Raw genomic sequence first — 14,054 nt, 5'->3', positions numbered from 1 at the left:
CAGGAAACAAGGGCAATTAATTAGGGAAGACATAAGTTAGCCTGCTCACGAAATCGTTTAAGACGTATTTTTCATAATTATTTCATGGTTAGTCGTCTGGGTTATATCGCTTCGCCATCATTGATCCCCTATCCCTTTCCAACCGTGGCCTATAAGGCAGCGGCAAACTGTTTCAGTGGATTTACGGCACCGCGTTGCGAGGTCGAAGTCGCTGTCTATACTCGGGTCTGAATGAAGTTAGCTGATGACGCCCGACTGCATGCGCAGCGAAGGCTCGGCGGTTTAAGTTCGTAGTCTAGGCAGCCGCTCCCTTGGCCGCAGGTGCAAGCCGGCGGGATAACAAGAACGATAAGGGGAACCCGCAATGATGCGACATCCACAAGTCTGGATGGGCCTCCTGTTGTGGTCGGTATTCAGCCAGGCGCATGGCGCCTGGACCGTGAATATGGCGCCTGGAGCGACTGATATAAGTCACGCGGTATTCGACCTGCACATGACCATCTTCTGGATCTGTGTGGTGATCGGCGTCATTGTCTTTGGCGCCATGTTCTGGTCGATGATCCTGCACCGCCGCTCCACCGGCCAGGTGGCCGCCAAGTTCCACGAAAGCACGACAGTGGAAATCCTCTGGACCGTGGTGCCGCTGCTGATCCTGGTGGCCATGGCCGTTCCCGCCACCGCGACCCTGATCAAGATGTACGACGCCAGCGAACCGGATGTGGACATCCAGATCACCGGTTATCAGTGGAAGTGGCACTACAAATACCTGGGCCAGGACGTCGAGTTCTTCAGCAACCTGACCACTCCCGCCGAACAGATTCATAACCAGAGCGCCAAGGGCGAGCATTATCTGCTGGAAGTCGATCAGCCGCTGGTGCTGCCGATCGGCGCCAAGGTGCGCTTTCTGGTGACCTCCGCCGACGTCATCCATTCCTGGTGGGTCCCGGCCTTCGCGGTCAAGCGCGATGCGATCCCCGGTTTCGTCAACGAAGCCTGGACCCGGGTCGACAAGCCCGGCCTGTATCGCGGCCAGTGCGCCGAACTGTGCGGCAAGGACCATGGCTTCATGCCGATCGTGGTCGACGTGAAGACCCAGGCCGACTACGACACCTGGCTGGGCGAACGCAAGGCCGAAGCCCTCAAGCTCAAGGAACTGACCAGCAAGGAATGGACCCTCGAAGAGCTGGTGGCCCGTGGCGACAAGGTCTACCACACCACCTGCGTGGCCTGTCACCAGGCCGAAGGCCAGGGCCTGCCGCCGATGTTCCCGGCGCTCAAGGGCTCGAAGATCGCCACCGGGCCGGTGGCGGATCACTTGAACATCGTCTTCCACGGCAAGCCGGGCACCGCCATGGCGGCGTTCGGCAAGCAGTTGTCGGAAGTCGACCTGGCAGCGGTGATCACCTACGAACGTAACGCCTGGGGCAACAACAAGGGCGACATGGTGACGCCCAAGGATGTCCTGGCTCTGAAACAGGCGCAAAGCAAATGACCCGGTCCATTGCGTGTTCCCGCAGCCGATCAGGGCGTGCCGCCCTCGATCGTCCAGCCCACCCGTTTACAGGAGACAGGCCATGAACGCTGTGAGCGACGAACAGGGTCATGCCATCGTTGGCGATCACGACCACACCCATGGCCCCGCCAAGGGCCTGATGCGCTGGGTGCTGACCACCAACCACAAGGACATCGGCACCCTGTACCTGTGGTTCGCCTTCTCCATGTTCCTGCTCGGCGGCTCGTTCGCCATGGTGATCCGCGCCGAGCTGTTCCAGCCCGGCCTACAGATCGTGCAGCCGGAATTCTTCAACCAGATGACCACTATGCATGGCCTGGTGATGGTCTTCGGCGCGGTGATGCCGGCCTTCGTCGGCCTGGCCAACTGGATGATCCCGCTGATGGTCGGCGCGCCGGACATGGCCTTGCCACGGATGAACAACTTCAGTTTCTGGTTGCTGCCGGCGGCGTTCCTGCTGCTGGTCTCGACCCTGTTCATGCCCGGTGGCGGCCCCAACTTCGGCTGGACCTTCTACGCCCCGCTGTCCACCACCTACGCGCCGGAAAGCGTGACCTTCTTCATCTTCGCCATCCACCTGATGGGCATCAGCTCGATCATGGGCGCGATCAACGTGATCGCCACCATCCTCAACCTGCGTGCTCCCGGCATGACCCTGATGAAGATGCCGCTGTTCGTCTGGACCTGGCTGATCACCGCGTTCCTGCTGATCGCGGTGATGCCGGTGCTGGCCGGCTGCGTGACCATGATGCTGATGGACATCCACTTTGGCACCAGCTTCTTCAGCGCCGCCGGCGGCGGCGATCCGGTGCTGTTCCAGCATGTGTTCTGGTTCTTCGGTCACCCCGAGGTGTACATCATGATCCTGCCGGCCTTCGGTGCCGTCAGCGCGATCATCCCGGCCTTCTCGCGCAAGCCGCTGTTCGGCTACACCTCGATGGTCTACGCCACGGCGAGTATCGCCTTCCTGTCGTTCATCGTCTGGGCGCATCACATGTTCGTGGTCGGCATTCCGCTGGTGGGCGAGCTGTTCTTCATGTACGCCACGATGCTTATCGCGGTGCCGACCGGGGTCAAGGTCTTCAACTGGGTCAGCACCATGTGGCAGGGCTCGCTGACCTTCGAGACGCCGATGCTGTTCGCCGTGGCCTTCGTGATCCTGTTCACCATCGGCGGCTTCTCCGGGCTGATGCTGGCCATCGCCCCGGCGGACTTCCAGTACCAGGACACCTATTTCGTGGTCGCGCACTTCCACTATGTGCTGGTGCCGGGCGCGATCTTCGGCATCTTCGCCTCGGCCTATTACTGGCTGCCGAAGTGGACCGGGCACATGTACGACGAAACCCTGGGCAAGCTGCACTTCTGGCTGTCCTTCATCGGCATGAACATGGCGTTCTTCCCGATGCACTTCGTCGGCCTGGCGGGGATGCCGCGGCGGATCCCGGACTACAACCTGCAGTTCGCCGATTTCAACATGGTGTCGTCCATCGGCGCGTTCACCTTCGGCGCGACGCAGATCTTCTTCCTGTTCATCGTCATCAAGTGCATCCGTGGCGGCCAACCCGCACCGGCCAAGCCCTGGGACGGTGCCGAAGGGCTGGAGTGGAGCGTGCCGTCGCCGGCGCCGTACCACACCTTCACCACACCGCCGGAAGTGAAATGAACAGCCTGGTGCGATGCCCGCTCGCCTCTGAAACAGCAGGAGGTCGCTGATGGCCGAGGTTTCGATGAAGAAGCTGGTCACCCGCCTGTTGCTGGTGGTGGCGGCGATGTTCGTCTTCGGTTTTGCCCTGGTGCCGATCTACGACGTGATGTGCAAGGCGCTGGGCATCAACGGCAAGACCGGCGGGCAGTATTCCGGCGAGCAGCAAGTGGATGTCTCGCGCCAGGTGCGCGTGCAGTTCCTGTCGACCAACGCGATCGACATGGTCTGGGACTTCTATCCCAAGGCCGACGACATCGTGGTTCATCCCGGCGCGGTGAACGAGATGATCTTCATCGCCCGCAATCCCAGCGACCGCCCGATGAGCGCCCAGGCGATCCCGAGCATTTCGCCGAGCAGCGCCGCGATGTATTTCCACAAGACCGAATGCTTCTGTTTCACCCAGCAAGTGCTGCAGCCCGGTCAGCAGATCGAGATGCCGGTACGTTTCATCGTTGACCGCGACATGCCCAAGGATGTGAAGCACCTGACGCTGGCTTACACGCTGTTCGATATCACCGCGCGTCATCCACCGGTGGCCGTGAGCACCAACACCGGCGGTTAAGACGGTGCCCGATAAGGAGAACAATAAATGGCAACTCATGAGCATTATTACGTTCCCGCCCAGAGCAAGTGGCCGATCATCGCCACGGTGGGCATGTTCGTTACGGTGTTCGGCCTGGCCACCTGGTTCAACGACCTCAAGGCCGCGCGCCCGGAATCCCATGGCCCGCTGATTTTCTTCGTCGGGAGCCTGTTGCTGGCCTACATGCTGTTCGGCTGGTTCGGCGCGGTGATCAAGGAAAGTCGCGCCGGCCTGTACAGCGCCCAGCTGGATCGCTCGTTCCGCTGGGGCATGAGCTGGTTCATCTTTTCCGAAGTGATGTTCTTCATCGCCTTCTTCGGCGCGCTGTTCTACGTGCGCCATATCGCCGGCCCGGCCCTGGGCGGCGAAGGCAGCAAGGGCATCGCGCACATGCTCTGGCCGAACTTCGAGTTCGTCTGGCCATTGCTTGAAAACCCCGATTCCAAGCTGTTCCCGCCGCCCAAGGAAGTCATCAGCCCCTGGGGCCTGCCGCTGCTCAACACCGTGCTGCTGGTGAGTTCCAGCGTTACCGTGACCATCGCCCACCACGCTCTGAAGAACGGTCACCGCGGCGCGCTGAAAATCTGGCTGGCGATCACCGTGCTGCTGGGCTGTGCGTTTCTCGGCTTCCAGGCCGAGGAATACCTGCACGCCTACCACGAGCTGGGGCTGACCCTGGGTTCGGGCATCTACGGCGCCACCTTCTTCATGCTCACCGGCTTTCACGGCGCCCACGTGACCATCGGCACGCTGATTTTGTTCGTGATGCTGATGCGCATCATGAAGGGGCACTTCGACGCCGAGCATCAGTTCGGTTTCGAGGCGGCCAGCTGGTATTGGCACTTCGTCGATGTGGTGTGGATCGGCTTGTTTGTCTTCGTCTACGTGCTCTGAGCGCGGCGTTACCAGGGCGCGTGGGACACCAGCTGGCCGCTGAAGAAACCCCAGGCGATCAAGCCGACGGTGAGCGCGGCCAGGCACACGCGAACGGTCAGCGACCTGAGCAGGCGATGGGAGCTGCTGTCGTCCTTGACCAGAAAGAACAGGCCGCTGAACAGGCTGATGAGCGTGGCGATCAGCAACAGGACGATGGCCGCTTTAAGCATGGTGGGCTCCGGGAGAAACGCGATGCGCTTGAGTATAGCCAGTCGATCTCGCCACTTTCGGGCGCTGCCATGAACGGTTTTCGTCCGGGCGTGCTGCCGACCCTGGTGGTGTTGGCGTTGCTGCCGGTGCTGGTGACGCTCGGGTTCTGGCAACTGGGCCGGGGCGAACAGAAGCGCGAGCTGCTGGCCAGCTACGCCGAACGGCGGGTGGCCGAGCCTTTGACCGTGGATGAGCTGCAGGTTGCCCCTGATCCGGCTTTCCGCCGGGTGCAATTGCATGGTCGCTTCGATGCGGCCCACAGCCTGTTGCTGGATAACCGCATGCATGAAGGCAAGGTCGGGGTCGAGCTGCTGCAACCCTTTCTCGACCAGGCCAGCGGTCAATGGCTGCTGCTCAACCGTGGCTGGCTGCCCTGGCCGGACCGGCGCACGCCGCCCGCATTCAACACCCCGGAACAGTCGTTGAGCCTCGATGCCTGGGTCTATGTCGCCCCCGGCGCGACCTTTCAACTGCACGCCGACCCACTGAGTGCCCAGTGGCCGCGGCTGGTGACGACGGTCGACCCGGCCAGGCTCTGGAGTGAACTGGGACGCAGCGGTTTTGCCTACGAGCTGCGCCAGGAGGCTGGTCCGGGCGCCTACATGACCGAATGGCCGGTGGTGGCCATGGGGCCGGAAAAACACCTGGGCTACGCCGTGCAGTGGTTCGCCATGGCGCTGGCCCTGTGCGCTTTGTACCTCTATCTCGGATGGCATAACGCAAGGGAGAAACACCATGGGAGCGGCCATGAATCCACCCAACATTTCTGAGGCCCAGGCGCCGCATAACCGGCGCCGCGGACGCTGGCAGCTGCTGCTGATCGTGGCCATGGTGATCGGCCCGATGATCCTCGCCACCGGCATGTACAAGTTGCAGTTCTGGGTGCCGGAAAGCCGCAGCTACCACGGCGAGCTGATCGGCAACGGCCAGAGCCGCGCCGATATCGGGGTCCAGGCCGACGAGACGCGCTGGCAGATCCTGGTCACCGCGCCCAGGGACTGCGCCGTGGATTGCCAGCAACTGGTGTACCTGGCGCGGCAGATCCAGATCTCCCTCGGCCGCGACGCCTCCCGGGCCAGCCACGCCCTGGCCGCCGTCCAGCCGCTGGCCGCCGACTACCAGGCCAAGCTGCAACGCGAATACCCGCAACTGCAACGCTACCCACTGGACCTGCCGACCTTCACCAAGGGCGCCAGCGACCAGGGCGCACCGCTGCTGTGGATCGTCGACCCGCACGGCAACCTGGTCCTGCGCTACGACGCCCGGGTCAAGGGCAAGGACCTGCTCAACGACCTGCGTCATCTGCTGAAACTGTCGAACATCGGATAAGGGCATCGTCATGGCCAAACCTGGATTTCGCCTCGCCTTGTTTGCCACCTTGCTGGCGCTGATCGTGGTGCTGCTCGGCGCCTACACCCGGCTGACCCACGCCGGCCTCGGCTGCCCGGACTGGCCGGGTTGCTACGGTTTCATCAGCGTGCCGAAAAGCGAAGCCCAGCTGGCCCATGCCGAACTGCATTTTCCCGACACTCCGGTGGAAGCCCACAAGGGCTGGAACGAGATGATCCACCGCTATTTCGCCGGCACCCTGGGCCTGTTGATCGTGCTGTTGGCGGCACGCTCCTGGACCCACCGGCATCATCCCGGGCAACCGCTGAAACTGCCGCTGTTCCTGCTTTCGGTGGTGTTCGCCCAGGCCTTGTTCGGCATGTGGACGGTGACCCTCAAGCTGTGGCCGCAAGTCGTCACCGCGCACCTGCTGGGCGGCTTCGCCACCTTGAGCCTGCTGTTCTTGCTGACGCTACGGCTGTCCGGGGTGCTGCCGGCGCTGATCGTGCCGCGGCGCCTGCAATACTGGGCCACGGCCGGGCTGGTGCTGGTGATCGGGCAGATCGCCCTGGGCGGCTGGGTCAGCTCCAACTACGCGGCGGTGGCCTGCATCGACTTGCCGACCTGTCACGGCCAGTGGTGGCCGGCGGCGGATTTCGCCAATGGCTTTCACCTGACCCAGCACATCGGCCCCAACTACCTGGGCGGGCAGCTCGACAGCGACGCGCGCACGGCCATCCATCTGACCCATCGCATCGGCGCGTTGCTGGTGACCCTGGTGTTGCTCGGCCTGGCCTGGCAACTCAAGCATGTGGGCATGACCCGCCTCGCCGGGCTGGTGCTGGTAGCGCTGGCGGCGCAGATCGGCCTTGGCATCAGCAATGTGCTGTTCCACCTGCCGCTGCCGGTGGCCGTGGCGCATAACGCCGGCGGCGCTGCGCTGCTGCTGACCCTGGTGCTGGTCAATTATCACGCCCGCACCAGCCTGGTCCGCGCCCGCTCGCACCTGCCGCTGGGCTGGCGCCTGAGCCCGCGCAAACACGCCGCCGGGCCCATAACCATAAAAGGAGAGATGCCATGGCGACTCTGATCGGCGAGCGTCACCGCCAGGCGATCTGGCGTGACTACCTGGAGCTGACCAAACCCAAGGTGGTGGTGCTGATGCTCATCACCTCGCTGGTGGGCATGTTCCTCGCCACTCGCGCCGGGGTGCCGTGGACGGTGCTGGTGTTCGGCAACCTGGGCATCGCCCTGTGCGCTGGCGCGGCGGCAGCGGTGAACCATGTGGTGGACCGGCGGATCGATGCAGTCATGGCGCGCACCCACAAACGGCCGCTGGCCGAAGGCCGGGTGTCGCCGGCGGCGGCGCTGGGTTTCGCCCTGCTGCTGGCCATCGCCGGGCAAGCCTTGCTGCTGGCGTTCACCAACCCGCTGACCGCCTGGCTGACCCTGGCGTCGTTGCTCGGTTATGCGGTGATCTACACCGGCTTCCTCAAGCGGGCGACCCCGCAGAACATCGTGATCGGCGGCCTGGCCGGGGCCGCGCCGCCGCTGTTGGGCTGGGTCGCGGCCACCGGCCATGTGACCGCCGAACCGCTGCTGCTGGTGCTGATCATCTTCGCCTGGACCCCGCCGCACTTCTGGGCGCTGGCCATTCACCGCAAGGAGGAATACGCCAAGGCCGACATCCCGATGCTGCCGGTGACCCACGGCGAGCACTACACCAAGGTGCATATCCTGCTCTACACCTGCGCCTTGCTGGCGGTCAGCCTGCTGCCTTATGCGATCCACATGAGCGGCATGCTCTACCTGATTTGTGCCCTGGGCCTGGGCGCGCGCTTTCTGCAATGGGCCTGGGTGCTGTACCGTGGCAGTCGGCCGCACGCGGCGATCAACACCTTCAAGTACTCTATTTATTACTTGTTCCTGCTGTTTATCGCGCTGCTCGTAGACCACTACCTATTGTTGAACCTATGACTCGAACTCAGAAAACCGTCTTTATTCTCGTGGCGCTGGTGGCCCTGGTGCTGGGGCTCACCGTCAACAAAGTGCTGACCGGCAAGAACCAGGGGGATCCGACCGCGTTGATCGACGCCGGGATCATCCTGCTGCCCCAGAGCCGCAACCTGCCGGATGTGAAGATGACCGACCAGGAAGGCCAGCCGGTGGTGCTCAATGAGCTCAAGGGCAAGTGGAGCCTGCTGTTCTTCGGCTACACCTTCTGCCCGGATATCTGCCCGACTACCCTGGCCCAGCTGCGCCAGATCAAGAGCGAGCTGCCCAAGGAGGCGGTGGATAACCTGCAGGTGGTGCTGGTCAGCGTCGACCCGAACCGCGACACGCCGCAGCAGCTGAAACAGTACCTGGGCTACTTCGACAAGGACTTCAAGGGCCTGACTGCGACCTCGGTGGCGGACGTGCAGAAGCTCGCCAACGCGGTGAGCATCCCGTTCATTCCAGCGGACACCAGCAAGCCCAACTACACCGTCGACCACAGCGGCAACCTGGCGGTGATCGGCCCGGACGGCACCCAGCGCGGCTTCATCCGCGCGCCGCTGAACAACCAGAAACTGGTGGCCCAGCTGCCGGTGATGTTGCAGCGCAAGTAACCCGGGACGCCTGAATCCTGTAGCCGCTGTCGCAGGCTGCGATAAGGCGCGTAGCGCCTTCCGAGGGCCTCAAGAGCACGTCTCCTGCGGAGCCGATTGCAGCCTGTGGCAGCGGCTACAGGGAACTCGGCAGGCAACTGAAACGAAACGGGGCGCCTCAAGGCGCCCCGTTTGTGTTTCTGCAACCGATCAGAACGCCGGTACCACGGCGCCTTTGTATTTCTCGAGAATGAATTGCTTCACCTCGGGGCTGTGCAGGGCGGCAACCAGTTTCTTCATGGCGTCCGAGTCCTTGTCGTCAGGACGGGCCACCAGGATGTTCACGTAAGGCGAGTCCTTGCCTTCGATCACCAGGGCGTCCTTGGATGGGTCCAGCTTGGCTTCCAGGGCGTAGTTGGTGTTGATCAGCGCCAGGTCGACCTGGGTCAGCACGCGCGGGATGGTCGCGGCTTCCAGCTCACGGAATTTCAGGTCCTTGCTGTTCTCGGTGATGTCTTTGACCGTGGACAGGATGTTGTTGGAGTCCTTGAGCTTGATCAGGCCGGCTTTGGCCAGCAGCAGCAAGGCACGGCCGCCGTTGGTGGCGTCGTTGGGGATCACCACGTTGGCGCCGCCCGGCAGTTCTTCGAGCTTCTTGAACTTGTTGGAGTAGGCGCCCAGCGGCTCCAGGTGCACGCCGGCAACGCTTACCAGGTGGGTGCCCTTGGCCTTGTTGAACTCATCCAGGTACGGCTGGTGCTGGAAGAAGTTGGCGTCCAGGCGCTTTTCCGCGACCTGCACGTTCGGCTGGATGTAGTCGGTGAAGACCTTGACCTTCAGGTCCACGCCTTCCTTGGCCAGCGCCGGCTTCACGAATTCGAGGATCTCGGCGTGAGGCACCGGAGTGGCGGCCACGGTCAGGGTGTCAGCGGCGTGCGCGGAGAACGCGGCAACGGCGGCGAAAGCGACGAGTAGTTTTTTCATCCAGCTAGCTCCTTGTGAGGCGCCCGGTGCCGGACGCCTGCCGGCCAGGGCCGACTTATTTTCGGGAAAAGTGCACCACCAGCTTGTCGCCGACGGTTTGCAGAACTTGAACCAGCACCAGCAACAGCACCACGGTGACCACCATCACATCGGTCTGGAAGCGCTGGTAACCGAAGCGGATCGCCAGGTCGCCGAGACCGCCCGCGCCTACCACGCCCGCCATGGCGGTGTAGGAAACAAGGGTAATCGCTGTCACGGTAATTGCCGCGAAAATACCCGGACGGGCTTCCGGCAGCAGGGCGTTGGTGATGATCTGCCGGGTGGTCGCGCCCATGGACTGGGTGGCTTCGATGATGCCGCGGTCCACTTCGCGCAGGGCGGTCTCCACCAGGCGAGCGAAGAACGGCGTGGCGCCGACCACCAGGGGCGGGATCGCGCCGGCGACACCCAGGGAAGTACCGGTGATCAGCACGGTGAACGGGATCATCACGATCAGCAGGATGATGAACGGCAGCGAGCGCAGGATGTTCACCAGCAGCGACAGCAGGGCGTAGAGGCTCTTCTGCTCCAGCAACTGGCGCGGGCTGCAGAGGAACAGCAGCACGCCCAGGGGCAGGCCCAGCAGCACGGTGAACAGCAGCGAGCCACCGAGCATCAGCAGGGTGTCGCCGGTGGCCAGCCAGATTTCGTACCAGTCGATATTGGCGAAGAAACTTGTCAGCAGTTCCATTAGCGCAGCACCTCCATGTGGACATCCGCCGCGGTGAAGTGGGCGAAGGCCGCCTCCATGTCACCGCCGGTGATAGCCAGGGTCAGTTGCCCGTAAGGGACGTCTTTGATGCGGTCGATACGGCCGGCGAGGATGCTGTAGTCCACCCCGGTTTCGCGGGCCACGGTGCCCAGCAGCGGCGCGTAGGTGGCATCGCCCTGGAAGGTCAGGCGCACGATGCGCCCTGGCACGTGGGCGAAGTCGTCGCGCTGTTCGCTTTCGTCGATCTGCTCGTCTTCCTGGACGAAACGCTTGGTGGTCGGGTGCTTGGGATGCAGGAACACCTCAGCCACCGACCCCTGCTCGACGATCACCCCGGCGTCCATCACTGCTACCTGGTCGCAGACGCGACGGATCACGTCCATTTCATGGGTGATCAGCACGATGGTCAGCTTCAGTTCACGGTTGATCTCGGCCAGCAGCTGCAGGACCGACGCGGTGGTCTGCGGGTCCAGGGCGCTGGTGGCTTCGTCGCACAGCAGGATCTTCGGCTTGGTCGCCAGGGCGCGGGCGATGCCGACGCGCTGCTTCTGCCCGCCGGACAGCTGGGCTGGGTATTTCTTGGCGTGATCGGAAAGACCGACGCGGGCCAGCAACTCGGCCACGCGCTGGTCGATCGCGCTGCGCGACAGCTCGCCGGCCAGGGTCAGCGGCAGCGCGACGTTGTCGGCCACGGTCTTGGAGGCCAGCAGGTTGAAGTGCTGGAAGATCATCCCGACCTGCTGGCGGAAGCGGCGCAGGCCGTTGGCGTCCAGGGCGGTGACTTCCTCGTCGTCGACGACGATCTTGCCACCACTGGGGTTTTCCAGGCGGTTGATCAGGCGCAGCAGGGTACTTTTGCCCGCGCCGGAATGGCCGATCAGGCCGAATACCTGGCCGTTCTCGACCTTCAGGCTGGTCGGATGCAGGGCGGGAATATCCTTACCGGCGACCCGGTAGGTTTTATGGACGTTTTGAAACTCGATCACGTAGCGAACCTTGTGGGGCGCGTTAGAAAAGGATCAGCGGTTAGCCGGGCGCGCATTTTAGCCTGTCCGTATAGAGGTTCTTAGCATTTATTTTGTATTCATCCTTCGATTTGGCAATAACGCGATCAAAGGTCATAAAAAAGGAACGGCGCCAAACCTCATCAGTCACTCAATAAGCCACTCGAAAAAAGCCAGGTGCCGTGCCTGGCGATTTTGACCGATGAAGCCCCGCCCCGCCGGGGCTTCGCCAACGAGGAGTTTTGCCTGATGAGCAGCAAGAAGCCAAGCGCACCGAAAAGCCAGATGGCCGGGACCGAGACCCTGGATCGCGGCAACACCAACAGCAAGCTGCACAGCCTGGAGACCTTCCGCTCCGACGCCACCGAACAGGCGTTGCGCACCAACCAGGGGGTCAAGGTCGCCGATAACCAGAACACCCTGAAGGCCGGCGCCCGCGGGCCCTCGCTGCTGGAAGACTTCATCATGCGGGAGAAGATCACGCACTTCGACCATGAGCGGATCCCGGAGCGTATCGTCCATGCCCGTGGCGTCGGTGCCCATGGCTACTTCCAGGCCTACGAGAATCATTCGGCCCTGACCAAGGCCGGCTTCCTGCGCGATCCGGGCAAGAAGACCCCGGTGTTCGTGCGTTTCTCCACGGTGCAGGGGCCGCGCGGCTCTGGCGACACCGTGCGCGACGTGCGCGGTTTTGCCGTGAAGTTCTTCACCGACGAAGGCAACTTCGACCTGGTGGGCAACAACATGCCGGTGTTCTTCATCCAGGACGCGATCAAGTTTCCCGACTTCGTCCATGCGGTCAAACCCGAGCCGCACAACGAGATCCCCACCGGTGGCTCGGCCCACGACACCTTCTGGGACTTCGTGTCGCTGCAGCCGGAATCGGCGCACATGGTGATCTGGGCCATGTCCGACCGGGCGATTCCGAAAAGCCTGCGCAGCATGCAGGGCTTTGGCGTGCACACCTTTCGTTTCATCAATGCCGAAGGCACCTCCAGCTTCGTCAAGTTCCACTGGCGGCCGACAGTGGGCACCTGTTCCCTGGTCTGGGACGAGGCGCAAAAGCTGGCGGGCAAGGACACCGACTTCCATCGCCGCGACCTGTGGGAGTCGATCGAGAGCGGCGATTACCCGGAGTGGGAACTGGGTGTGCAGGTGATCGTCGAGGAAAACGAGCACAAGTTCGATTTCGACATTCTCGACCCGACCAAGTTGATCCCCGAGGAGCTGGTGCCGATCACGCCCCTGGGCAAGATGGTGCTCAACCGCAACCCGGACAACTTCTTCGCCGAGACCGAGCAGGTTGCCTTCTGCCCGGGGCATATCGTGCCGGGCATCGACTTCTCCAACGACCCGCTGCTGCAGGGCCGGCTGTTCTCCTACACCGATACGCAAATCAGCCGCCTCGGCGGGCCGAACTTCCATGAGCTGCCGATCAACCGCCCGCTGGCGCCCTTCCACAACGGCCAGCGCGATGCCATGCACCGCACCACCATCGATAAGGGGCGGGCCTCCTACGAGCCCAATTCCATCGATGGTGGCTGGCCGAAAGAGACGCCGCCCGCGGCCGAGGATGGCGGTTTCGAGAGCTACAGCGAGCGCATCGACGCGCACAAGATCCGCCAGCGCAGCCCGTCCTTCAGCGACCACTTCTCCCAGGCGCGACTGTTCTTCAAGAGCATGAGCACGCATGAGCAGGAACACATCATCGCCGCCTACAGCTTCGAGCTGGGCAAGGTCGAGCGCGAGTGGATCCGTGCGCGCCAGGTCAACGAGATCCTGGCCAATATCGATCTCGAGCTGGCCAAGCGGGTCGCGCAGAACCTGGGCTTGCCGGTGCCCAAGCGCGGTACGGTCGACGTGCCTGAGCTGTCCCTCGATCACTCGCCGGCCCTGAGTCAGGCCAACCTGCTGTCGGGGGATATCAAGACCCGCAAAGTGGCGATCCTGGCGGCGAACGGGGTCGACGGCAAGGCGATCGACGCCTTGAAAAAGGCCCTGCAAGCCGAAGGCGCCCACGCCAGGTTGCTGGGCCCGACCTCCGCGCCCGTGACCACGGTGGATGGCAAGACCCTGCCGGTGGACGCTTCCATGGAAGGGCTACCGTCAGTGGCGTTCGACGCGGTGTTCGTGCCGGGTGGCGCCAAGTCGATACAGGCCTTGAGCGGCGATGGCGTGGCCCTGCATTACCTGCTCGAAGCCTACAAGCACCTCAAGGCGATTGCCTTGCAGGGCGAGGCCAAGCAGTTGCTGGATGTACTCAAGCTGGAAGTGGATGCGGGGTTGATCGTCGGCGGGGATGCCAAGGCGTTGAAGGCGTTCTTCAACGCGATTGCCCATCACCGGGTCTGGGAGCGGGAGCCGAAGGCCAAGGCGATTCCGGCCTGATGCTGCTGGCGCTTCTGTAGGAGCACAGCTTGCGTGCGAAAGGGTTTGGCACCGCGTTAGCGT

At 63.1% G+C, this 14,054-nt stretch carries 14 protein-coding genes; 10 read left to right on the top strand and 4 right to left on the bottom strand.

The window, feature by feature from the left end:
- Window positions 1-364: 364 nt before the first annotated feature.
- The 4 genes from coxB to AC07Y9_RS08150 all read left to right on the top strand — a co-directional run bounded on the left by coxB (window position 365) and on the right by AC07Y9_RS08150 (window position 4,695).
- On the top strand, window positions 365-1,492 hold the full coding sequence (gene coxB / locus AC07Y9_RS08165) for a cytochrome c oxidase subunit II (RefSeq protein WP_053263243.1): 1,128 nt from the start codon (window positions 365-367) through the stop codon (window positions 1,490-1,492).
- Between the two features lie 82 nt (window positions 1,493-1,574).
- Window positions 1,575-3,176: a cytochrome c oxidase subunit I gene (gene ctaD / locus AC07Y9_RS08160; RefSeq protein ID WP_009041514.1), complete on the top strand. Its 1,602-nt coding sequence runs from the start codon at window positions 1,575-1,577 to the stop codon at window positions 3,174-3,176.
- A gap of 49 nt (window positions 3,177-3,225) precedes the next feature.
- Window positions 3,226-3,780: a cytochrome c oxidase assembly protein gene (locus AC07Y9_RS08155; RefSeq protein ID WP_007924321.1), complete on the top strand. Its 555-nt coding sequence runs from the start codon at window positions 3,226-3,228 to the stop codon at window positions 3,778-3,780.
- A 27-nt stretch (window positions 3,781-3,807) separates the two neighbouring features.
- The gene (locus AC07Y9_RS08150; RefSeq protein WP_007924319.1) at window positions 3,808-4,695 is read left to right on the top strand and encodes a cytochrome c oxidase subunit 3; all 888 of its coding nucleotides are present in this window, start codon (window positions 3,808-3,810) and stop codon (window positions 4,693-4,695) included.
- 8 nt (window positions 4,696-4,703) lie between these two features.
- On the opposite strand, the gene AC07Y9_RS08145 is transcribed toward AC07Y9_RS08150, so the two are convergent.
- Window positions 4,704-4,907, bottom strand: coding sequence for a twin transmembrane helix small protein (locus AC07Y9_RS08145; protein ID WP_007924318.1), 204 nt, complete (start codon window positions 4,905-4,907; stop codon window positions 4,704-4,706).
- 69 nt (window positions 4,908-4,976) lie between these two features.
- Between AC07Y9_RS08145 and AC07Y9_RS08140 the strand changes: the two genes are divergently transcribed.
- Genes AC07Y9_RS08140 through AC07Y9_RS08120 form a run of 5 tightly spaced genes read left to right on the top strand, consistent with a single transcriptional unit; the run spans window position 4,977 to window position 8,885 of the window.
- Window positions 4,977-5,717 carry an SURF1 family protein gene (locus tag AC07Y9_RS08140; RefSeq protein ID WP_102678763.1) on the top strand — a complete coding sequence of 247 codons (741 nt, stop codon included), beginning with the start codon at window positions 4,977-4,979 and terminating at the stop codon, window positions 5,715-5,717.
- Complete coding sequence (locus AC07Y9_RS08135; RefSeq protein WP_102678764.1) at window positions 5,683-6,276, top strand: PA_0111/PP_0108 family redox-active disulfide protein; 594 nt, start codon at window positions 5,683-5,685, stop codon at window positions 6,274-6,276. Before AC07Y9_RS08140 ends, AC07Y9_RS08135 begins: the two co-directional genes overlap by 35 nt.
- 10 nt (window positions 6,277-6,286) lie before the next feature.
- Complete coding sequence (locus AC07Y9_RS08130; protein ID WP_007924313.1) at window positions 6,287-7,366, top strand: COX15/CtaA family protein; 1,080 nt, start codon at window positions 6,287-6,289, stop codon at window positions 7,364-7,366.
- Entirely contained in the window at window positions 7,354-8,253 is a 900-nt protein-coding gene (gene cyoE / locus AC07Y9_RS08125) for a heme o synthase (RefSeq protein WP_007924310.1), read from the top strand. The genes AC07Y9_RS08130 and cyoE overlap by 13 nt, the downstream gene beginning before the upstream one ends.
- On the top strand, window positions 8,250-8,885 hold the full coding sequence (locus AC07Y9_RS08120) for an SCO family protein (RefSeq protein ID WP_009041520.1): 636 nt from the start codon (window positions 8,250-8,252) through the stop codon (window positions 8,883-8,885). Before cyoE ends, AC07Y9_RS08120 begins: the two co-directional genes overlap by 4 nt.
- Before the next feature lie 189 nt (window positions 8,886-9,074).
- On the opposite strand, the gene AC07Y9_RS08115 is transcribed toward AC07Y9_RS08120, so the two are convergent.
- Genes AC07Y9_RS08115 through AC07Y9_RS08105 form a run of 3 tightly spaced genes read right to left on the bottom strand, consistent with a single transcriptional unit; the run spans window position 9,075 to window position 11,585 of the window.
- On the bottom strand, window positions 9,075-9,848 hold the full coding sequence (locus AC07Y9_RS08115) for a MetQ/NlpA family ABC transporter substrate-binding protein (RefSeq protein ID WP_007924308.1): 774 nt from the start codon (window positions 9,846-9,848) through the stop codon (window positions 9,075-9,077).
- A 55-nt stretch (window positions 9,849-9,903) separates the two neighbouring features.
- Complete coding sequence (locus AC07Y9_RS08110) at window positions 9,904-10,578, bottom strand: methionine ABC transporter permease (protein ID WP_007924307.1); 675 nt, start codon at window positions 10,576-10,578, stop codon at window positions 9,904-9,906.
- A complete protein-coding gene (locus tag AC07Y9_RS08105; RefSeq protein WP_007924306.1) occupies window positions 10,578-11,585 on the bottom strand; it encodes a methionine ABC transporter ATP-binding protein in 1,008 nt (335 codons plus the stop codon). Before AC07Y9_RS08105 ends, AC07Y9_RS08110 begins: the two co-directional genes overlap by 1 nt.
- Before the next feature lie 213 nt (window positions 11,586-11,798).
- Here AC07Y9_RS08105 and katE point away from each other — a divergent pair, with 213 nt between their 5' ends.
- Entirely contained in the window at window positions 11,799-13,991 is a 2,193-nt protein-coding gene (gene katE, locus AC07Y9_RS08100) for a catalase HPII (protein ID WP_256580866.1), read from the top strand.
- The last annotated feature ends 63 nt before the right edge of the window (window positions 13,992-14,054 follow it).

This window comes from Pseudomonas sp. GW456-L12 (genome assembly GCF_059424045.1).
Note: the sequence above shows the minus strand (reverse complement) of the source record. Positions and strands in the feature narration are given on the sequence as shown.